Source organism: Streptomyces sp. NPDC054872 (genome assembly GCF_053610705.1).
Window position 1 is genome coordinate 89,603 of the sequence record NZ_JBSGYY010000014.1, and the last position, 15,364, is coordinate 104,966.

General features: G+C 71.3%; 18 protein-coding genes. 8 read left to right on the top strand and 10 right to left on the bottom strand.

Annotated features, from left to right (window positions below; all coding sequences use genetic code 11):
• The first annotated feature begins 21 nt into the window (after nucleotides 1–21).
• Nucleotides 22–561: a peptide deformylase gene (gene def, locus ACWGIH_RS19165; RefSeq protein ID WP_453447902.1), complete on the top strand. Its 540-nt coding sequence runs from the start codon at nucleotides 22–24 to the stop codon at nucleotides 559–561.
• Nucleotides 562–592: 31 nt separating this feature from the next.
• Here the strand turns inward: def and ACWGIH_RS19170 are convergent, their stop codons facing one another.
• Entirely contained in the window at nucleotides 593–1,240 is a 648-nt protein-coding gene (locus tag ACWGIH_RS19170; RefSeq protein ID WP_453447900.1) for a TetR family transcriptional regulator, read from the bottom strand.
• Nucleotides 1,241–1,407: 167 nt separating this feature from the next.
• Between ACWGIH_RS19170 and ACWGIH_RS19175 the strand changes: the two genes are divergently transcribed.
• The 4 genes from ACWGIH_RS19175 to ACWGIH_RS19190 all read left to right on the top strand — a co-directional run bounded on the left by ACWGIH_RS19175 (nucleotide 1,408) and on the right by ACWGIH_RS19190 (nucleotide 5,161).
• The gene (locus ACWGIH_RS19175; RefSeq protein ID WP_453447899.1) at nucleotides 1,408–2,634 is read left to right on the top strand and encodes an acyl-CoA dehydrogenase family protein; all 1,227 of its coding nucleotides are present in this window, start codon (nucleotides 1,408–1,410) and stop codon (nucleotides 2,632–2,634) included.
• 94 nt (nucleotides 2,635–2,728) lie between these two features.
• Complete coding sequence (locus tag ACWGIH_RS19180) at nucleotides 2,729–3,172, top strand: MarR family winged helix-turn-helix transcriptional regulator (protein WP_453447898.1); 444 nt, start codon at nucleotides 2,729–2,731, stop codon at nucleotides 3,170–3,172.
• Complete coding sequence (locus ACWGIH_RS19185; protein WP_453447897.1) at nucleotides 3,169–4,566, top strand: MFS transporter; 1,398 nt, start codon at nucleotides 3,169–3,171, stop codon at nucleotides 4,564–4,566. Before ACWGIH_RS19180 ends, ACWGIH_RS19185 begins: the two co-directional genes overlap by 4 nt.
• A gap of 34 nt (nucleotides 4,567–4,600) precedes the next feature.
• The gene (locus ACWGIH_RS19190) at nucleotides 4,601–5,161 is read left to right on the top strand and encodes an isochorismatase family protein (protein WP_453447896.1); all 561 of its coding nucleotides are present in this window, start codon (nucleotides 4,601–4,603) and stop codon (nucleotides 5,159–5,161) included.
• Nucleotides 5,162–5,194: 33 nt separating this feature from the next.
• On the opposite strand, the gene ACWGIH_RS19195 is transcribed toward ACWGIH_RS19190, so the two are convergent.
• The 4 genes from ACWGIH_RS19195 to ACWGIH_RS19210 all read right to left on the bottom strand — a co-directional run bounded on the left by ACWGIH_RS19195 (nucleotide 5,195) and on the right by ACWGIH_RS19210 (nucleotide 9,341).
• Nucleotides 5,195–5,983 (bottom strand): GNAT family N-acetyltransferase, encoded by a 789-nt coding sequence (locus ACWGIH_RS19195; protein ID WP_453447894.1) that lies wholly within the window; start codon nucleotides 5,981–5,983, stop codon nucleotides 5,195–5,197.
• Between the two features lie 52 nt (nucleotides 5,984–6,035).
• A complete protein-coding gene (locus ACWGIH_RS19200; RefSeq protein WP_453447892.1) occupies nucleotides 6,036–7,076 on the bottom strand; it encodes a type III polyketide synthase in 1,041 nt (346 codons plus the stop codon).
• 109 nt (nucleotides 7,077–7,185) lie between these two features.
• Nucleotides 7,186–8,007: an MmyB family transcriptional regulator gene (locus ACWGIH_RS19205; RefSeq protein ID WP_453447890.1), complete on the bottom strand. Its 822-nt coding sequence runs from the start codon at nucleotides 8,005–8,007 to the stop codon at nucleotides 7,186–7,188.
• A 446-nt stretch (nucleotides 8,008–8,453) separates the two neighbouring features.
• On the bottom strand, nucleotides 8,454–9,341 hold the full coding sequence (locus ACWGIH_RS19210) for a Gfo/Idh/MocA family protein (RefSeq protein WP_453447888.1): 888 nt from the start codon (nucleotides 9,339–9,341) through the stop codon (nucleotides 8,454–8,456).
• Between the two features lie 299 nt (nucleotides 9,342–9,640).
• On the opposite strand from ACWGIH_RS19210, the gene ACWGIH_RS19215 reads away from it, so the two are divergent.
• Entirely contained in the window at nucleotides 9,641–10,276 is a 636-nt protein-coding gene (locus ACWGIH_RS19215; protein WP_453447886.1) for a TetR/AcrR family transcriptional regulator, read from the top strand.
• A gap of 48 nt (nucleotides 10,277–10,324) precedes the next feature.
• Nucleotides 10,325–10,771, top strand: coding sequence for a cupin domain-containing protein (locus ACWGIH_RS19220; protein WP_453447884.1), 447 nt, complete (start codon nucleotides 10,325–10,327; stop codon nucleotides 10,769–10,771).
• On the opposite strand, the gene ACWGIH_RS19225 is transcribed toward ACWGIH_RS19220, so the two are convergent.
• Nucleotides 10,744–11,691: a DMT family transporter gene (locus ACWGIH_RS19225; protein ID WP_453447883.1), complete on the bottom strand. Its 948-nt coding sequence runs from the start codon at nucleotides 11,689–11,691 to the stop codon at nucleotides 10,744–10,746. The genes ACWGIH_RS19220 and ACWGIH_RS19225 overlap by 28 nt on opposite strands.
• Nucleotides 11,692–11,833: 142 nt before the next feature.
• Here ACWGIH_RS19225 and ACWGIH_RS19230 point away from each other — a divergent pair, with 142 nt between their 5' ends.
• Nucleotides 11,834–12,409 carry a TetR/AcrR family transcriptional regulator gene (locus ACWGIH_RS19230; RefSeq protein WP_453448006.1) on the top strand — a complete coding sequence of 192 codons (576 nt, stop codon included), beginning with the start codon at nucleotides 11,834–11,836 and terminating at the stop codon, nucleotides 12,407–12,409.
• A gap of 22 nt (nucleotides 12,410–12,431) precedes the next feature.
• On the opposite strand, the gene ACWGIH_RS19235 is transcribed toward ACWGIH_RS19230, so the two are convergent.
• The 4 genes from ACWGIH_RS19235 to ACWGIH_RS19250 all read right to left on the bottom strand — a co-directional run bounded on the left by ACWGIH_RS19235 (nucleotide 12,432) and on the right by ACWGIH_RS19250 (nucleotide 15,348).
• The gene (locus ACWGIH_RS19235) at nucleotides 12,432–12,758 is read right to left on the bottom strand and encodes a hypothetical protein (protein ID WP_453447882.1); all 327 of its coding nucleotides are present in this window, start codon (nucleotides 12,756–12,758) and stop codon (nucleotides 12,432–12,434) included.
• A 276-nt stretch (nucleotides 12,759–13,034) separates the two neighbouring features.
• Entirely contained in the window at nucleotides 13,035–13,703 is a 669-nt protein-coding gene (locus ACWGIH_RS19240) for a formylglycine-generating enzyme family protein (protein ID WP_453447880.1), read from the bottom strand.
• On the bottom strand, nucleotides 13,700–14,920 hold the full coding sequence (locus ACWGIH_RS19245) for an RNA polymerase sigma factor (RefSeq protein WP_453447878.1): 1,221 nt from the start codon (nucleotides 14,918–14,920) through the stop codon (nucleotides 13,700–13,702). Before ACWGIH_RS19245 ends, ACWGIH_RS19240 begins: the two co-directional genes overlap by 4 nt.
• 11 nt (nucleotides 14,921–14,931) lie before the next feature.
• Nucleotides 14,932–15,348, bottom strand: a complete 417-nt coding sequence (locus tag ACWGIH_RS19250) for a YciI family protein (RefSeq protein ID WP_453447877.1) — start codon at nucleotides 15,346–15,348, stop codon at nucleotides 14,932–14,934.
• Between the last annotated feature and the right edge of the window lie 16 nt (nucleotides 15,349–15,364).

Sequence of the window (15,364 nt, forward strand, 5' to 3'; positions counted from 1 at the left end):
AAGGACCGTACCCTTGCGGCCATGCGACACGGCTCGATCCCGGGCGCCTCGGGGCGCGTACGACCTCTGACACTGCTCGGTGACCCCGTGCTGCACAAGCCCTGTGAGGAGGTCACCGACTTCGGCCCCGAACTGGCCCGGCTCATCGAGGACATGTACGCCACGATGTACGCCGCCCAGGGGGTGGGTCTCGCCGCCAACCAGATCGGCGTGAACCGGCGGGTCTTCGTGTACGACTGCCCGGACGACGACGATGTGCGCCATCTCGGGTACGTCGTGAACCCCCGCCTCGTGGAGGCGGACGGCATCGTCGTGCGCGGACCGGAGGGCTGTCTCTCGCTGCCGGGCCTCGAGGCGGGCACGCCGCGCTTCGACCACGCGGTGGTGGAGGGCGTCACGATGCTCGGTGAGCCGGTGCGGGTGCACGGGACCGGCTGGTTCGCGCGCTGCCTGCAGCACGAGTGCGATCACCTGGAGGGCGGCGTCTACACCGATCACGTCACGGGCTGGCGGCGGCGCAGGGTTCTGCGGGCCGCCGCCAAGGCGCCCTGGAGCAGCTGACTCCACGCGGTCGGCCGGGCCTGAGGGGTTCTCAGAAGCCGGGGCCGCCGACGCGGTCGCCCGCCGCTGCGAGCCGTCCCCACAGCAGGTCGGCCAGGCTGCTGACCAACTCCGCCCGCGGGCACGGGCGTTCGCCCAGCCACCAGTCGCCCGCCGCGTGCATCATGCCGACGATGCCGTGCCCCCACACGCGCGCGAGCTGCGCACTGCCAGGACCGAGGTCGACCCGCTCCTCGATGACCTGCGCGAGCTCCTCGCCCATGCGGCGCAGTACGGGAGCGGAGTGCAGGCCCACGTCGAAGCCCTGATCGCCGGGGGAGGCGGCGTCCGAGGGGTGCATGAGGAAGCGGTAGACCTGCGGGCGGGCCTCGATCGCCGCGAGGTAGGTGTCCAGGGTCTTCTCGACCCGCTCGCGCCGCTCGGCCGGCGCGTCCAGGGCGGCGCGCAGCGCTTCGAGGAGTGCGTCGGTGTGCCGCTTGGCGAGCGCGGCGTACAGTCCGCCCTTGTCTCCGAAGTGCCGGTACAGGATCGGCTTGGTGATGCCGGCCTCCGCGGCGATGGCGTTCATCGAGGCACCGGGGCCGTCGCGGAGCACCACCCGGTCGGCGGCCTCCAGCAACTCGCGCCGCCGGCGCTCGGCAGACCGTTGCTGATCGGTCTGCTGTGTGGTGGTCTCCATAGCGATTCTCTCCCCGCCCATGCGATTGCGTGACGCACGCGCAACGTAACACCCCGCGCGCGACGCCGATCGAACGGGCGGCCGGGAGTTGACATGAGCTACCCGCCAGTAACAGACTCCAGTTACCGCAAGTAACGCACGTCTTCACCGCAGGTCCTGGAGGGGTCATGGCCGAGTTCACCATGGAGCTCAACGACGAACAGAAGGAGGTCCGGGACTGGCTCCACGGGTTCGCCGCCGACGTGATCCGTCCCGCGGCCGCCGAGTGGGACGAGCGTGAAGAGACTCCGTGGCCCATCATCCAGGAGGCGTCGAAGCTGGGGATCTACTCCCTCGACTTCTACGCCCAGCAGTTCTTCGACCCCACGGGCCTCGGCATCGTGATGGCGACCGAGGAGATCTTCTGGGGTGACGCGGGCATCGGCCTGTCCATCATGGGCACCGGTCTGGCCGCCGTCGGCGTGCTCGCGAACGGCACCGAGGAGCAGATCGGCACCTGGATACCGCAGATGTACGGCGACGTGAACGACGTCAAGGTCGCCGCCTTCTGCTCCTCCGAGCCCGACGCCGGATCCGACGTGGCGGCGATGCGCACCCGCGCCGTCTACGACGAGGCCAAGGACGAGTGGGTCCTCAACGGCACCAAGACCTGGGCGACCAACGGCGGCATCGCCAACGTCCACGTCGTCGTCGCGGTCGTCGACCCCGAGCTCGGCTCCAAGGGGCACGCCTCCTTCATCATCCCGCCGAACACCCCCGGCCTCTCCCAGGGCCAGAAGTTCAAGAAGCACGGCATCCGTGCCTCGCACACCGCCGAGGTCGTCCTGGAGGACGTCCGCGTCCCCGGTCACTGCCTGCTGGGCGGCAAGGACAAGCTCGACGAGCGCCTCGCCCGTGCGCGGGAGCGCGCCAAGAGCGGCGGCGAGCGCGTGAAGAACGCCGCGATGGCCACCTTCGAGGCGTCCCGCCCGGCGGTCGGCGCCATGGCCGTCGGCACGGCGCGCGCCGCGTACGAAGAGGCCCTGGAGTACGCCAAGACGCGTACGCAGTTCGGTCGGCCGATCATCGACAACCAGGGCGTCGCCTTCCAGCTCGCCGACATGCGTACGCAGATCGACGCAGCCCGTCTGCTCGTCTGGCGTGCCTCGTGGATGGCGAGCACGGGCAAGAAGTTCGAGTCCGCCGAGGGCTCCATGTCGAAGCTGTACGCGAGCGAGGTCGCCAAGAAGGTCACCGCGCAGGCGGTGCAGATCCTCGGTGGCAACGGCTTCACGCGTGAGTACCCGGTGGAGCGGATGCACCGGGACGCCGCGATCTACACGATCTTCGAGGGCACGAGCGAGATCCAGCGTCTGGTGATCGCGCGCACGCTGTCGGGGATGCCGATCCGCTAGGTGTCCCGGGTGCCGCCTGCGGCACCGGAGTTTTGGCGTAGGAGATAGACAGGCAAGTTTGCAAGTTTGCCTGTCTATCTCCTACGATCGTTGCATGACCGAGAAGCCTGGCGACCCGACCCCCGAGCAGCTCGCCGCCGATCTGTCGGGCGCCGTCCGTCGGCTCGTACGGCGCTTTCGCGGTGTCTCGCCGCGGACCGGCCTCAGCCCCTCGCAGCGTTCCGTGCTCGCCCGCCTCGACGGCGAAGGTCCCGCCACCACCGCGGGCCTCGCCCGCGCGGAGCTCGTACGGCCCCAGTCGATGCGGCTGACCGTGAGCGCGCTCGAGGAGCTCGGACTCGTCGGGCGCGCACCGGACCCCGACGACGGGCGGCAGTCCGTGGTCTCCGTGACCGACGAGGGGCGTCGCACCCTCGCCGAGATGCGGGCCGCCAAGCGCGACTGGCTCGCCGCGGCGCTCGCCGACGAGCTCGACCCCGGGGAGCGCCGCCAACTGGCCGACGCCGTCGAGCTGTTGGAGCGGCTGGTGCGCAAGTGAGGGCGGTGCCTTCCGCACCGGTCCGCCCGGCAGCGGGCGAACTTCCCGCCTTCGGGGCCCGGCTCACCGCACCCCTCCTCCTCGGGTCCCTGCTCAATCCGCTCAACACCACGATGATCTCCACCGGCCTGGTGGCGATCGGACACGACTTCGGCGTCGGCGCCGCCGACACCGCCTGGCTCGTCTCCGTCCTCTACCTCGCGAGCGCCGTCGCCCAGCCCGTGCTCGGCAAACTGGCCGACATCATCGGACCGCGCAGGGTCTTCCTCGGCGGGCTCGTGGTCGTGGTCGCCTCCGGCCTCGTGGGCGCGCTCGCCCCCGGGTTCCGCTGGCTCCTCGCCTCGCGCCTCCTGCTCGGCATCGGCACGTCGGCGGCGTACCCCGCCGCGATGGCCGTCCTGCGCGACGAGTCACGCAGGCTCGGTACGCCCACGCCGCGCACCGTCCTCGGCCGCCTCTCCTTCGCCGCCCTGGGCAGCGCGGCCGTCGGACCGACACTCGGCGGGCTCCTCGTCGCGACCGCCGGCTGGCGCGGCATCTTCGCCGTCAACGTCCCCGTCGCGCTCCTCGCCCTCGGCTGCGCGCTGCGCTGGATACCCGCGGACGGGCCGCGCACCGCGCGCCGCGAGGACGGCGGTCCGAGCGCACTCGACCCGCTCGGCATACTGCTCTTCACCGGCGCGCTGACCTGCCTCTTCGTCTTCCTGCTCGACCTGGCGCACCCGCAGTGGTGGCTGCTCGCGCCCGTAGCGGTGCTCTCCACCGCCCTGACCTGGTGGCAGCTGCGTCACCCCCACCCCTTCATCGACCTGCGGATGCTGGGCACCCACCACGCGCTCGCCCGCACCTACCTGCGCCACGGGCTCAGCTATCTCGTCGTCTACTGCGTCATGTACGGCTTCACCCAGTGGCTCGAGGAGGCCCGCGGCTACTCCTCGCTGCACGCGGGACTCGTGATGCTGCCGATGTCCCTTGCCGCGCTGGCCTGTTCGCTCCTCGGCGCCCGCACGAAGGGCATCCGCGCGCCGCTCGGCGCGGCCGCCGTGCTCCTGGCCGTGGGCAGTGCGCTGCTCCTGATGACGACGGGCTCCACACCGCTCGCCGTGCTGCTCCTTGCGGGTGCCTGCTTCGGCATCCCGCAGGGGTTCATGGGCACCGGCAACCAGGCGGCCGTGCAGCAGTTCGCGCCCGCGGACGCGATCGGGGCGGCCGCCGGGCTCCAGCGCACCGCCCAGTACATCGGCGCCATCACGGCCTCCGGACTCATCGGCCTGGCCTACGGGCAGCGGGCCGACGACGCCGGACTCCACCTCATGGCCACGGTCGACGCCGTCCTGGCGCTCGCCCTGGTCGCCCTGACCCTCACCGACCGGGCCCTGCGCGCCCGCCCCTGACCGGATTCCCCCACGTGAGAAAGAGACCAGCACCATGACTGCCACCACGCTCGACCCCACCACGGCCCTCGTCCTCGTCGACCTCCAGAAGGGCATCACCGCCCTGCCCACCGCGCACCCCTCCGCGGAGATCGTCGAACGGTCGGCCCGTCTCGCCGATGCCTTCCGCGAGCACGGCCTGCCCGTGGTCCTCGTCCGGGTCACCGGCGGCGCCCCCGGGCGCACCGAAGGCCCCGCTCGCGGCGGCGATGTGCCCGCCGACTGGGCGGACCTGGTCCCCGAACTGGGCCGCCAGGACAGCGACATCGTCGTCACCAAGCAGCAGTGGGGCGCCTTCTACGGCACCGACCTCGACCTCCAGCTGCGCCGCCGGGGCGTCACCCAGGTCGTCGTCGCCGGCATCGCGACGAGCATCGGCGTCGAGTCGACGGCCCGCGCGGCACACGAGCACGGCTACCACGTCACGGTCGCCGTGGACGCGGTGACCGACATGGACGCGGCGGCGCACCGCAACAGCATCGAGAAGATCTTCCCGAGGCTCGGCGAGACGGACACGGCGGAGGCGATCGCGAAGCTGCTGCCGACCGTCGCCTAGAGCGGCTCGGGCCGCTCGGGCCGCTCGGGCCGCTCAGGGCTGGTGGACGTACGGCGTCGTCACGCTCAGCTGCGCGAAGCCCAGGCGTTCGAGGATGGGGCGGCTGTCGTCCGAGGCGTCCACCTGGAGGTAACGGCAGCCGCGCTCCACGGCGATGTGGGCGCGGTACGCGACCAGGGCACGGTAGATGCCCTTGCCCCGCCACCGGGGAGCGGTGCCGCCGCCCCACAGGCCCGCGAAGTCGGTGCCGGGGCAGAACTCCATGCGGGCCGAGCTCACCGGCTCGTCGCCCGCCATCGCGACCACCGCGACGACAGTGTCCGGGGTCTCGGTCAGCTGGGTCAGGACGCGCCGGGCGAGGCGCTCGCCGAGCCCCGCGCTGTCCTCGCCGAAGGCGATGTCGTGGGCCCGCGTCATGAGGCGGACACCCGCCGCGTCCGTGACCGGCAGCAGGCGCACCCCATCGGGCAGCTTCGGCTCCGTGGGCAGGGCGGCGGCCTCGGCGATCATCACCGCCTCCGGCGGCTCGGGGACGAAGCCGGCCGCGAGCAGCCGGTCCGCGAGGTCGGCGGGGAGGTCGTGGGAGTGCAGCTTCCACTCGAACTCGCGGTCGTGGGCCGTGAAGTAGCGGACCTGCTCGGCGATGACGGCGTCCGCCGTGGTCGCGTCGAGGTCCGCCCAGTGGACGCCGTTCCAGTCGTGCGCCGCCCCGATCTGCCGGACGACGGCTCCGTCCCGCTCGACGCGCACGCCGGGACTGTCCGCCTGAGCGCCGCGCCGGATCTGCTGGTCGTATGCCGTCAGTACGGCGTGATGGTCCATGCGGGCACTCCAGCAGCGGCGGTGGGACGCGGCAACCGAATTACCGCGGCGGTCACGCCTGCCAGTGGCAGCGGAGGGCGGCGGTGGCGAAGCCGGGCCCGAAGGCGACGACGATGCCACGGGCGCCGTCGGCGGGGGGCGCGGCGTGGGTGCGTTCGAGGATCCGCAGGACGCTGACACCGCCGAGATTTCCCTCGTCGGCGAGTGTGTCGGTCGAGTGTCGGATGTCGTGCGGGGTCAGGCTCAGGGCGGCGGCGGTGTCGGAGATGATGCGGGGGCTGCCGGGGTGGATGACGGCGAAGTCCGGTTTCTGCGGGCCGTGCCAGTCCAAGACGGCGGGCAGCACGTCGTCGGCGGCCGTGAGGGCCTTCTTCGTGGAGTCGAAGTGGAACCCGTCGGTGGCGATGCGCCCCTGATAGCGGTCGAGACTGTCCGGCAGGACGTACTCGAAGCTGTCGTCGATGGCCATCCCGGAGGCCGATGGTTCGCCGGTGACAACGGTGGCGGCTGCTGCGTCCCCGAACAGCGCCTTGTAGATCATCGATTCGATCGTGGTGTCCGCGTGGTTGTAGATCGTCGATATGACCTCGGCGGCGACCACGAGGACCTTGCTGCCGGGGCGGGCGGACACCAGGTCGGCGGCGCGGAGCAGGGCCTGGGCACCCCCGGCGCAGGCCAGGGTCGTCAGCGCGACGCGGCGCACGGTGGGGCGCAGCCCCAGGCGGGCCACCAGGTGTACGTCGAGGTTCGGCACCGCCCAGCCGGTGACATGGGCGGTGACGATCGCGTCGATGTCATCGGCTGTGAGCCCCGCGGTGTCGAGGGCCGCGTGAGCAGCGCGCTCGGCCATGTCGACGGCGTCGCGGAACGCGGTCTCGGCCCGCGCGGTGATGCCGGCTCCGCCTGAGACGGCGGGTGAGTCGACGGGACGCGTGAAATAGCGGGTGTGAACACCGCAATTGCCCACGACACGGAGGATCGCGCCGAGCCTGGGATGGTCGGGGTGGTGCACCCGTATGTCGTCCGCGATTTCAGCGGTCGTGACCTTGTGGTCGCCGAAGACGGTCCGGGGTCTTGAGACGTAGGCGGGCACGAGGAGGCTCCCACTGGCTTGTCGGATGTGGGGGGTGCCGCACAACGTACTTCACCGCGCTGAACTGGTCCCCCTCCGGAAACCGGAGTCCTGGAAACGTGTCGTTCGGTCAGCGGGCCCGCAACATGGGGGCGCGCGTGTGACTTCGCTTCTCGCCGGGGTGGAACACCATGATGATCAGCCGGGCGCCGGGCGCCGTCATGGGCTGCGCCGCGCACATCGACAGCCAGCCGGGGCCCTGTTGGGCGTGGTACAGGGGGCGCTCGTCGCCGTCCGGGTGCGAGAAGAAGTCGCCGGCTCCGTAGAGGGGAGCAGCTTCGGGGTCCGCGAGGACTTCCTTCTCTATCTGGCGCAGCACCTCGTCGTCAGGCCGTGCCGCGAGCGCGGCCCGCAGCTGCGGCAGGACCATGGGGGCCCACGCGGTGTGCCAGTCCGTCAAGGACCGGCGCCCCTCGGGGTCGAGAAGCATCCAACGCATCGTGTTGCCGGGCACGTTCCCGTTCGGGAACAGCTCGGCGAAGGGTTCGTTGTAGGCGAGCATGTCCCACGACGCGTCGGTGACGTACGCCATGTGCCGGATGCTTTCGACGGCCTCCTGCCATACCCCCGGGATCTCCTTGCCCGACGACTGGTGGAGCGGACCCGGAGGTTCCTGCAACAGCGCGAACCGACACAGCGACACCCACTCCTGCTCGTTGAGCCCGAAAAGCAGCGCGACATCCCGCAGCAACGAAGCCGGCGGATTGGGGTAACTGCCCGACTCCAGGCGGTGGTACGTGCCGATGGCGCGGTGCAGCAGTTGGTCGACCTGATGCTGGGAGAGGCCGCGGGCGCGTCGCCCCTGGCCCGTGGGGCGGCTGAAACCGTGCGATTCGGGGGCTATGAGGGCGCGTCGTTCGCGGAGCAGAGCGCGGAGCGCCGTCTTGTTCATGGTGGGTAATCCCTCTTGGTGCACGCCGAGTTGAGCATCAGCAGTCTAAATATTCTCACCAGCTTTGGTAGTAAAGATTGCCCGAAGAAAAACGATCAGTCGATGCGGCACCATGGAGGGAGCGGGACCACCGACCTGCGAGTTCCGGTGTCGGTGGGCACGCGGACACAAGTGTGGGGCACCTTGGCCGAGGAGCTTGAAATTGGCTGAAATTCCTCGGCGTCGGGTACCCCCTAGGCCCATTGGGCCGCTGCGGGAAGAGTATGGATCGGTTGTTCGTATTCCGATGTGTGTGGTCGGAAACGTCGCACTCGGGACGTACGGCGCATGACTTCCCGGACCGGTTCCTGGGTCCACTGGCTGCGGCCGGTGCCGTCACTCGCCATTACGTAGCGGCCACGGTACCGGCCGCCCGCGGTCGTCCCCGGGCGGTGCACCCGGGGCAGTCACCCGGCGGGAAGCTGTTCGTCGGCCCGGGCCAGGATCTCCGTCACCCGCAGACCGAACCGCACGTCGCAGGCGTGTGACCGGCCGGATCGTGCCGCGTCGACGAGCGCGTCGACCGCGGAGCCGAACGCGTCGAGCGCCCCGCCCCCCGTCGGCATCAGCACCGTTCCCGCCTCCCCGCGCAGTTCCACCGTCACTCCCGCGGCCTTCGGCGGCGTGGTCAGGCTCAGCGTCGCCGTGCTCGACGCCCCGCCGCTGTGCCGCAGGATCAGATGGACCAGGTCCGCCTGTCCCGCCGCAGCGGTCACGTCGGTGACATCGCCGAGCACCGGCATCAGGACGGACAGGGCGTGCGGGCCGACGTCCCACAGGCCACCCCGGCGCGCCCGCCACGGCGAGGAGAACGGGCTGGTCCCGTCCGCCGCGTAGAACGAGCCGTACCAGTCGGCACGCCCCGTGAACCAGCCTTCTGTCGCCGCCTGCTCCGTCACCCAGGCCGCCGTCGGCCCGGCGAAGCGCAGCGTGAAGAAGACGACGGACGCCACCCGGGCCGCCTCGACGGCCGCAGCGAGGTCGCGGGCCGCGGCCACCGTCGTCGCCACCGGCTTGTCCAGGAGCAGATGGCAGCCCGCCGCCGCGGCCCGGGTGGCCAGCGGTGCCTGCACGTCCGGCGGCACGGCGAACGCCACCGCGTCGCTCGCGGCGAACAGTTCGTCCACCTCCGCGTACGCCGTGGTCGCGTGCGTCGACGCCAGGGCGGCCGCCGCGTCGGGCCGCCGCCCCCACACGCCGGAGAGCTCCACGTCCGGGTGCGCGGCGAGCGCGGGAGCGTGCGTGGACGAGGCCCAGGGTCCCGTGCCGACCAGTCCAATTCGCCATCTCTTCATGGTCGGCATTATGGCTGACTCCCTACCGTCGGCTGCGGCAGCGCCCAGTGGCCGCACGGCAGTTGGCCGCTCTTCGCTCTTGTGCCCAACTCGCCGGTGGCTTGATCCCGTTTCCGAAATCGGCGGTGGTGAAAGCCAATTCACCCGCTATGGTGAATTCTCATTCACGTCGTATGCCTTCCTTCACTTCTCCGGACTTTCGTGCCCACGCTGGAGTGATCATGAAGTTCGCCCCGATATCTTCCGCAGATAGCGCAGGCATATGCAGGAGACGGCCCTGGAAGGAAGCGTCCGACGCCATGGACACCACCGACGCCACGCCCCCATCGGCATCCGGCGCGACGGCGGAGCCGGAGGCGTCCGCAACCGGGCTCGCCCGCCGCGACGCCGAGGCGACGAAGGCCGCCATCATCCGCGCCGCCCGGTACCTCCTGGCCCGGCACGCGCACGCCGACATCACGCTCAGGGCGGTGGCCGAACGCGCCGGTGTGAGCGCGCCCCTGATCCTGAAGTACTTCGGCAACAAGGACGCCCTCTTCGCCCGCATCATGTCCTTCGAGGCCGACACCGGGGCGCTGCTGGACGCACCCCTCGCCACCCTGGGCCGCCACATGGTCCACCACCTGCTCACCGGTCAGGCCCAGCACGGCGCCGACCCCATCCTGCGGATCGTCTTCGCGCCGCTCCACCGGGAGCAGGGCGACACCCTGCGCGACAACTTCCGTACGCAGGTGGTGGACCGGCTCGCCGAACGCCTCGAAGGACCGGACGCGGGCGTACGCGCCGAGCTGGCGGTGGGCACGCTGCTCGGCCTCGGCGTGATGTACGGAATAGCCCGCGGGTCACACGTCCGCGGCACACCCGTCGTCGAGATCACCGAGCGGTACGCACCCACCGTGCAGGCTTTCCTCACGCCCCCGAGGGGCATCCGCTGAACCCCGCCGACCTCTGCACCCCGCCGACTTCCGAAACGGAGAGCACGCATGAACGACGCGAGTGAACGCCCCGCCCTGGCGAGCGAGCTGGGCATGGAGCCGCACCCGGAAGGCGGCTGGTTCGTCGAGACCTGGGCGTCGGACCACTCCTTCACGCCCGCCGGCTACCCCGGCGCCCGTACGGCGGCCACCGCCATCTACTTCCTGCTCTGCCCGGGAGAGGAGTCGCGCTGGCATGTGGTGCGCTCGGACGAGATCTGGCTGTGGCACCGCGGCGGTCCCCTCGACCTGCGCCTGGGAGGTGACGGCGCGCTCCCGAAGGAGGGTGCGGCGCCCATGCGCCTCGGCCCGGGCGTCGAGCGCGGCCAGCGCCCGCAGATCCTGGTGCCCGGCGGCGTGTGGCAGGCGGCGCGCCCCGCTGGTGACGAACCGGTCCTGGTGAGCTGCGTCGTCGCGCCCGGCTTCGACTACGCGGACTTCCGGCTCGCGGACTGACGGGGTGTCGCGGTCGTGGGCGCGTCCTGCGACGTGCACACCACGGATTGCGCGGAGCTCTTCCCGCGGTGCACGACGCCGACCGCCGCGAGTCCGACCGCGAGGCCCAACGCCGTCTGCACGCCGAAGTGTTCGCCGAACATCAAGGCTCCCCACACGGCCGTGACCGGCGCCATCAGGAACATGAGCGTGTTGACCTGGGTGACGCCGGAGCGCCGCAGGATCAGCCAGTAGAGCCCGTACCCGCCGAAGGTGGAGAGCGTCACCAGCCAGCTGATCGCCACCCAGAACGACGCCTCCGCCGGCGGTGTCGCGGCGCCCGCACCCACGGCCAGCGCCGTGAAGATGACGGCGCTGGTCGTGCAGTGGACCGTCATCGAGACCACCGGGGAGACCGGGCGGGGGGAGCGGCGGTCCAGGAAGGTCGCAGCGACGAGCGAGAACATCCCGAGGAACGGCACCGCATAGGCCCACCAGGGAGCGTCGGTGCCGCCCGTGGCGTCCGCCGCGGTCACGATGACGACCCCGGTCACGCCGAGAGCGAGGCCCACCCACTGGGTGCGCGAGACGTACTGGCCGAGCAGCGGTCCGGCCAGGGCGCCCGCCACCAGTGGCTGGGTGCCGTCGATCAGGGCGGTGGTGCCGCTGGAGACGCCGAGCTGGATCGCGTAGTACACGGTGAGCAGATAGCCGCTCTGTGACAGCGCGCCGACCGCGGCCTGCCGTATCGCGTCACGTGCCGTGAAGCCGCGCCAGGACGCCCGCGCCACGGTGAGGGCGACGACCGCGAGCACGAGGGCCAGCGGCAGGAACCGCCACATCAGGACCGTCACGGCTGACGCGCTCCCGGCGCCCATCTTGGCCCCGATGAAGCCCGAGCTCCAGGTCAGTACGAATGCGATCGAGAGCAGGACGTTCATGTCGTTCCTCCCAACGAGGTATACCGATCTGTCTACTCCAGTCCGAGTATACAGATGGGTTTACTATGGAGGTATGAACGAGCTGCTGAGTGAGATCGTGAAGGACGCGGGCGGGGTCGAAAGCGCACCGCGCAGGATCGTCATGACGCCGGCAGCGCGGCGCGCTCTGGACGCCGCGAGCACGCTGTTCTACGACCGCGGGATCCACGCCGTCGGGGTGGACCTCATCGCCGCCGAGGCCGGGGTCACCAAGAAGACGCTCTACGACCGCTTCGGCTCCAAGGAGCAGATCGTCGTCGAGTATCTGGCGGCCCGTGACGAGCGCTGGCAGGCCTTTCTCGCGCCGTACGTCGAGGCCGCGACCACCTCGCGGGCCAGGATCCTGGCCGTCTTCGACGCCTCACGCGACTGGGCCGGCACGTTCAGCGTCAAGGGCTGCAGCATGGTCAACGCGCACGCCGAGATCAGCGATCCCGCGCACCCCGCCTACCGGGTCATCGCCGGGCAGAAGGCGTGGATGCTCGCGCTGTTCACCGGTCTCGCCCGCGACATCGCGCCCCGGAGAGCGGCGGAACTGGGCCGGACACTGATGCTGCTGCACGAGGGCGCCCTGGTCGCGCACGGCCTGCGCATCTTCCCGGACCCGATCGATCACGCCCGCGGTGAGGCGGCGGCGCTGCTCGCCGACGCCGCCCGTGACGCATCGACCGCGGAATGAAGGCGCGGGCCCTGCCCCCTGCTCACTGCCCCGAGCAGTTGCGGACCGCGGGCTGCGGAGGGACCCGGCCCTCGGCGTCGGGTTCCACCGTGGTCGCGAGGGTGTCGAGGAAGCGCCGGAGAGCGGGTGCGCCGTCCGGGCCCAGGCTGCGGCGGATGGGCGGCACGGTGGCGGGAGCGTCGGAGCCGCGCCGGGTTCCTGCGGTGGGGCAGGGCGGTTCCGTGGCGTCGACGATCACGGCCCGGCGTATGAACTCATCGACCGGGAGCCCGAGCTGGTCCGCGTTCCGCAGGACCGTCTCGTACTCGTCGGGTGTGAACAAGACCTGCACAGGCTTGGCACCGTCCATGAACGCATGATGCCGCCCGGGGGGTGCGCCGCGCGGTGCGGTTGGCATATTCGCCCTCGAAGGCGTGAAACGGCCCCGAGTGGACATGAACGGTCGGAAATAGAGGTAGGCCCCGACCGGACGGGGGAATCGCGATCGGGACCTACGCACTGTTCAACGGTGAACCAATCGTCGGTGTTCCCAGGTGGGGAGCCCTGTCGCTGTGAGCTGCGTTACGTGCCGACCGGTGCCGACCGGTGCCGACCGGTGCCGAGGGGCACCCGGGGCGCCCGGGCGTCAGCGCGGAAAGGAGCGAGCGACGCGGAAACCGACGTCGTCGATACGGAACGTCGGGTGGCTGCGGCGCCGCACCGAGGCCCGGCAGCTCCAGTGCTCGTCGAACCACCCACCGCCACGCAGCACCCGATAGGCGCCGTACACCTCGGGGTCGTAGAGGTCCCAGCACCACTCCCACACGTTGCCGAGCATGTCGTGCAGGCCCCACGCGTTGGGCTGCTTGCCGCCCACGTCGTGGATGCGCCCCGAGCCGTTGCCGCCGTGCCAGGCGATCTCGTCGAGCGGCCCGTACCGCGCACCGGACGTACCCGCCCGGCACGCGTGTTCCCACTCGGCCTCGGTCGGCAGCCGGTAACCGTCGGTGGTTCGGTCCCACTGGGCACCTTCGCCGTCGGCGCCGAGCCGATAGGCGGGCGCCAGGCCCTCCCGCAGGGACAGCGCGTTGCAGAACCGGACCGCGTCCAGCCAGGAGACGCCCTCCACGGGCAGCCGGTCGCCGCGTGCGGTGCTCGGCCGCTCGCCGGTGACGTCCGCGTACTGCTCCTGGGTGACGGGGAACGGCGCGAGCTCGTGGGCCGCGACCTCGACCGCCCAGCTGCGTTGCGTCCGCCGGTCCGACAGCGTCACCTGCCCCGCCCGGACGCTGATCATCTCGTGCTCCGTACTCATGTCGACAGCAGGCGGGCCGCACGCATCTGCAGGTAGCGCGTCTCGGGGATGCTCAGCGTACGCTTGGCCGCCAACTGGTAGGCGGCGCGGGCCGCTTCCGTCTCGCCCGCCCGCTCCAGGAGATGGGCGCGCACGGCGTCGAGCCGGTGATGCCCCGCCAACCGGCCCTCAAGGGCCGCCACTTCGGCGAGCCCGGCGCGCGGCCCGTGCACCATGGCGAAGGCCACGGCCCGGCTGAGTTCGGCCATGGGCTCGGGGGCGCGGCGTACGAGCAGGTCGTAGAGAGCGAGGATCTGCGGCCAGTCCGTCTCGTCGGCGCTCGCGGCCTCGTCGTGCAACGCGGCGATCGCCGCCTGCAACTGGTAGGCCCCCGCGGGACCTTGGGAGAGGGCCTGCTCGACCAGGCCGGAGCCCTCCTCGATCGCGCGCCGGTCCCAGCGGGTGCGGTCCTGCTCGTCGAGCGGGACGAGTTCCCCGTGCGGGCCGGTACGGGCCGCGCTGCGGGCCTCGGTGAGCAGCATCAGTGCGAGCAGCCCGGTCACCGCGCCCTCGTCGGGCAGCAGCGTGCGCACGGACCGCGTGAGCCGGATCGCCTCCCGCGCCAGGTCCGAGCGGTGCAGGGCGCTGCCGGAGGTCGCCGTGTACCCCTCGTTGAAGATCAGGTAGAGCACCTGGAGCACCACCGCGAGCCGCTGGTCACGGTCCTTCGGGCCGGGCTGCCGGAACGGCACGCCCTTGACCTTCGCCTTCGCCCTGCTGATGCGCTGCGCCATCGTCGCCTCGGGCACGAGATGCGCGCGGGCGATCTCGGCCGTGGTCAGCCCGCCGACCGCGCGCAGCGTGAGGGCGACCTGCGCGGCAGGGTTCAGCCCCGGCTGGCAGCACAGGAAGAGCAGGGTCAGGGTGTCGTCGTCGGACGGCGCGCGGCTCTCGCCCGGCGGGGGCGCCGTGAAGGCGTCCCGGGGCGACAGCTGGGCGGCCTCCTCCTCGCGCCTGCGCCGGGCCTCGTCACTGCGCAGCTGATCCATGAGCCGCCGCGACGCGACCCTGATCAGCCAGCCGCGGGGGTTCTCGGGAACGCCCTGCTCGGGCCACTGCCGCGCCGCGGCGAGCAGCGCCTCCTGCACGGCGTCCTCGGCCTCGCCGAAGTGACCGTACCGGCGCACGAGCGCGCCGAGGACCTGCGGCGCGTGCAGGCGCAGCAGGTCCTCGACCACAACGGTGCTGTTCAGGACGCGAGGTCCGGGCCGCCCATGATGGGGCGGATCACCACGGGGTAGTTCGGCGCTCCTTCGGGGATGGGGCACTGCTGGATGCGGTTGGCGATCTCCGTGACGCGGTCCAGGCTCGCGCAGTCGAGGACCCAGTACCCGGCGAGGACTTCCTTCGTCTCGCCGTAGGGACCGTCCGTGATGACCGGGCGGCCTTCCTTGTCCACGTCGACCAGACGGGTCTGCGCGGGCTCGGCGAGGCCCTGTCCGTCGACGATCTCGCCGGACTCGGCCAGATCGTCGTTGAGCGCTCCCATGAAGGCGAACATCGCCTGCAGGTCCTTCTCGCTCCACGCCGGGCTTGTCGCGTTGCCCTTGCCGCTCTGCGCCTCGTAGTCCGCCTGCGTGCCCTGCACCATCACCAGGTACTTCATGACGTCTCTCCTCGAC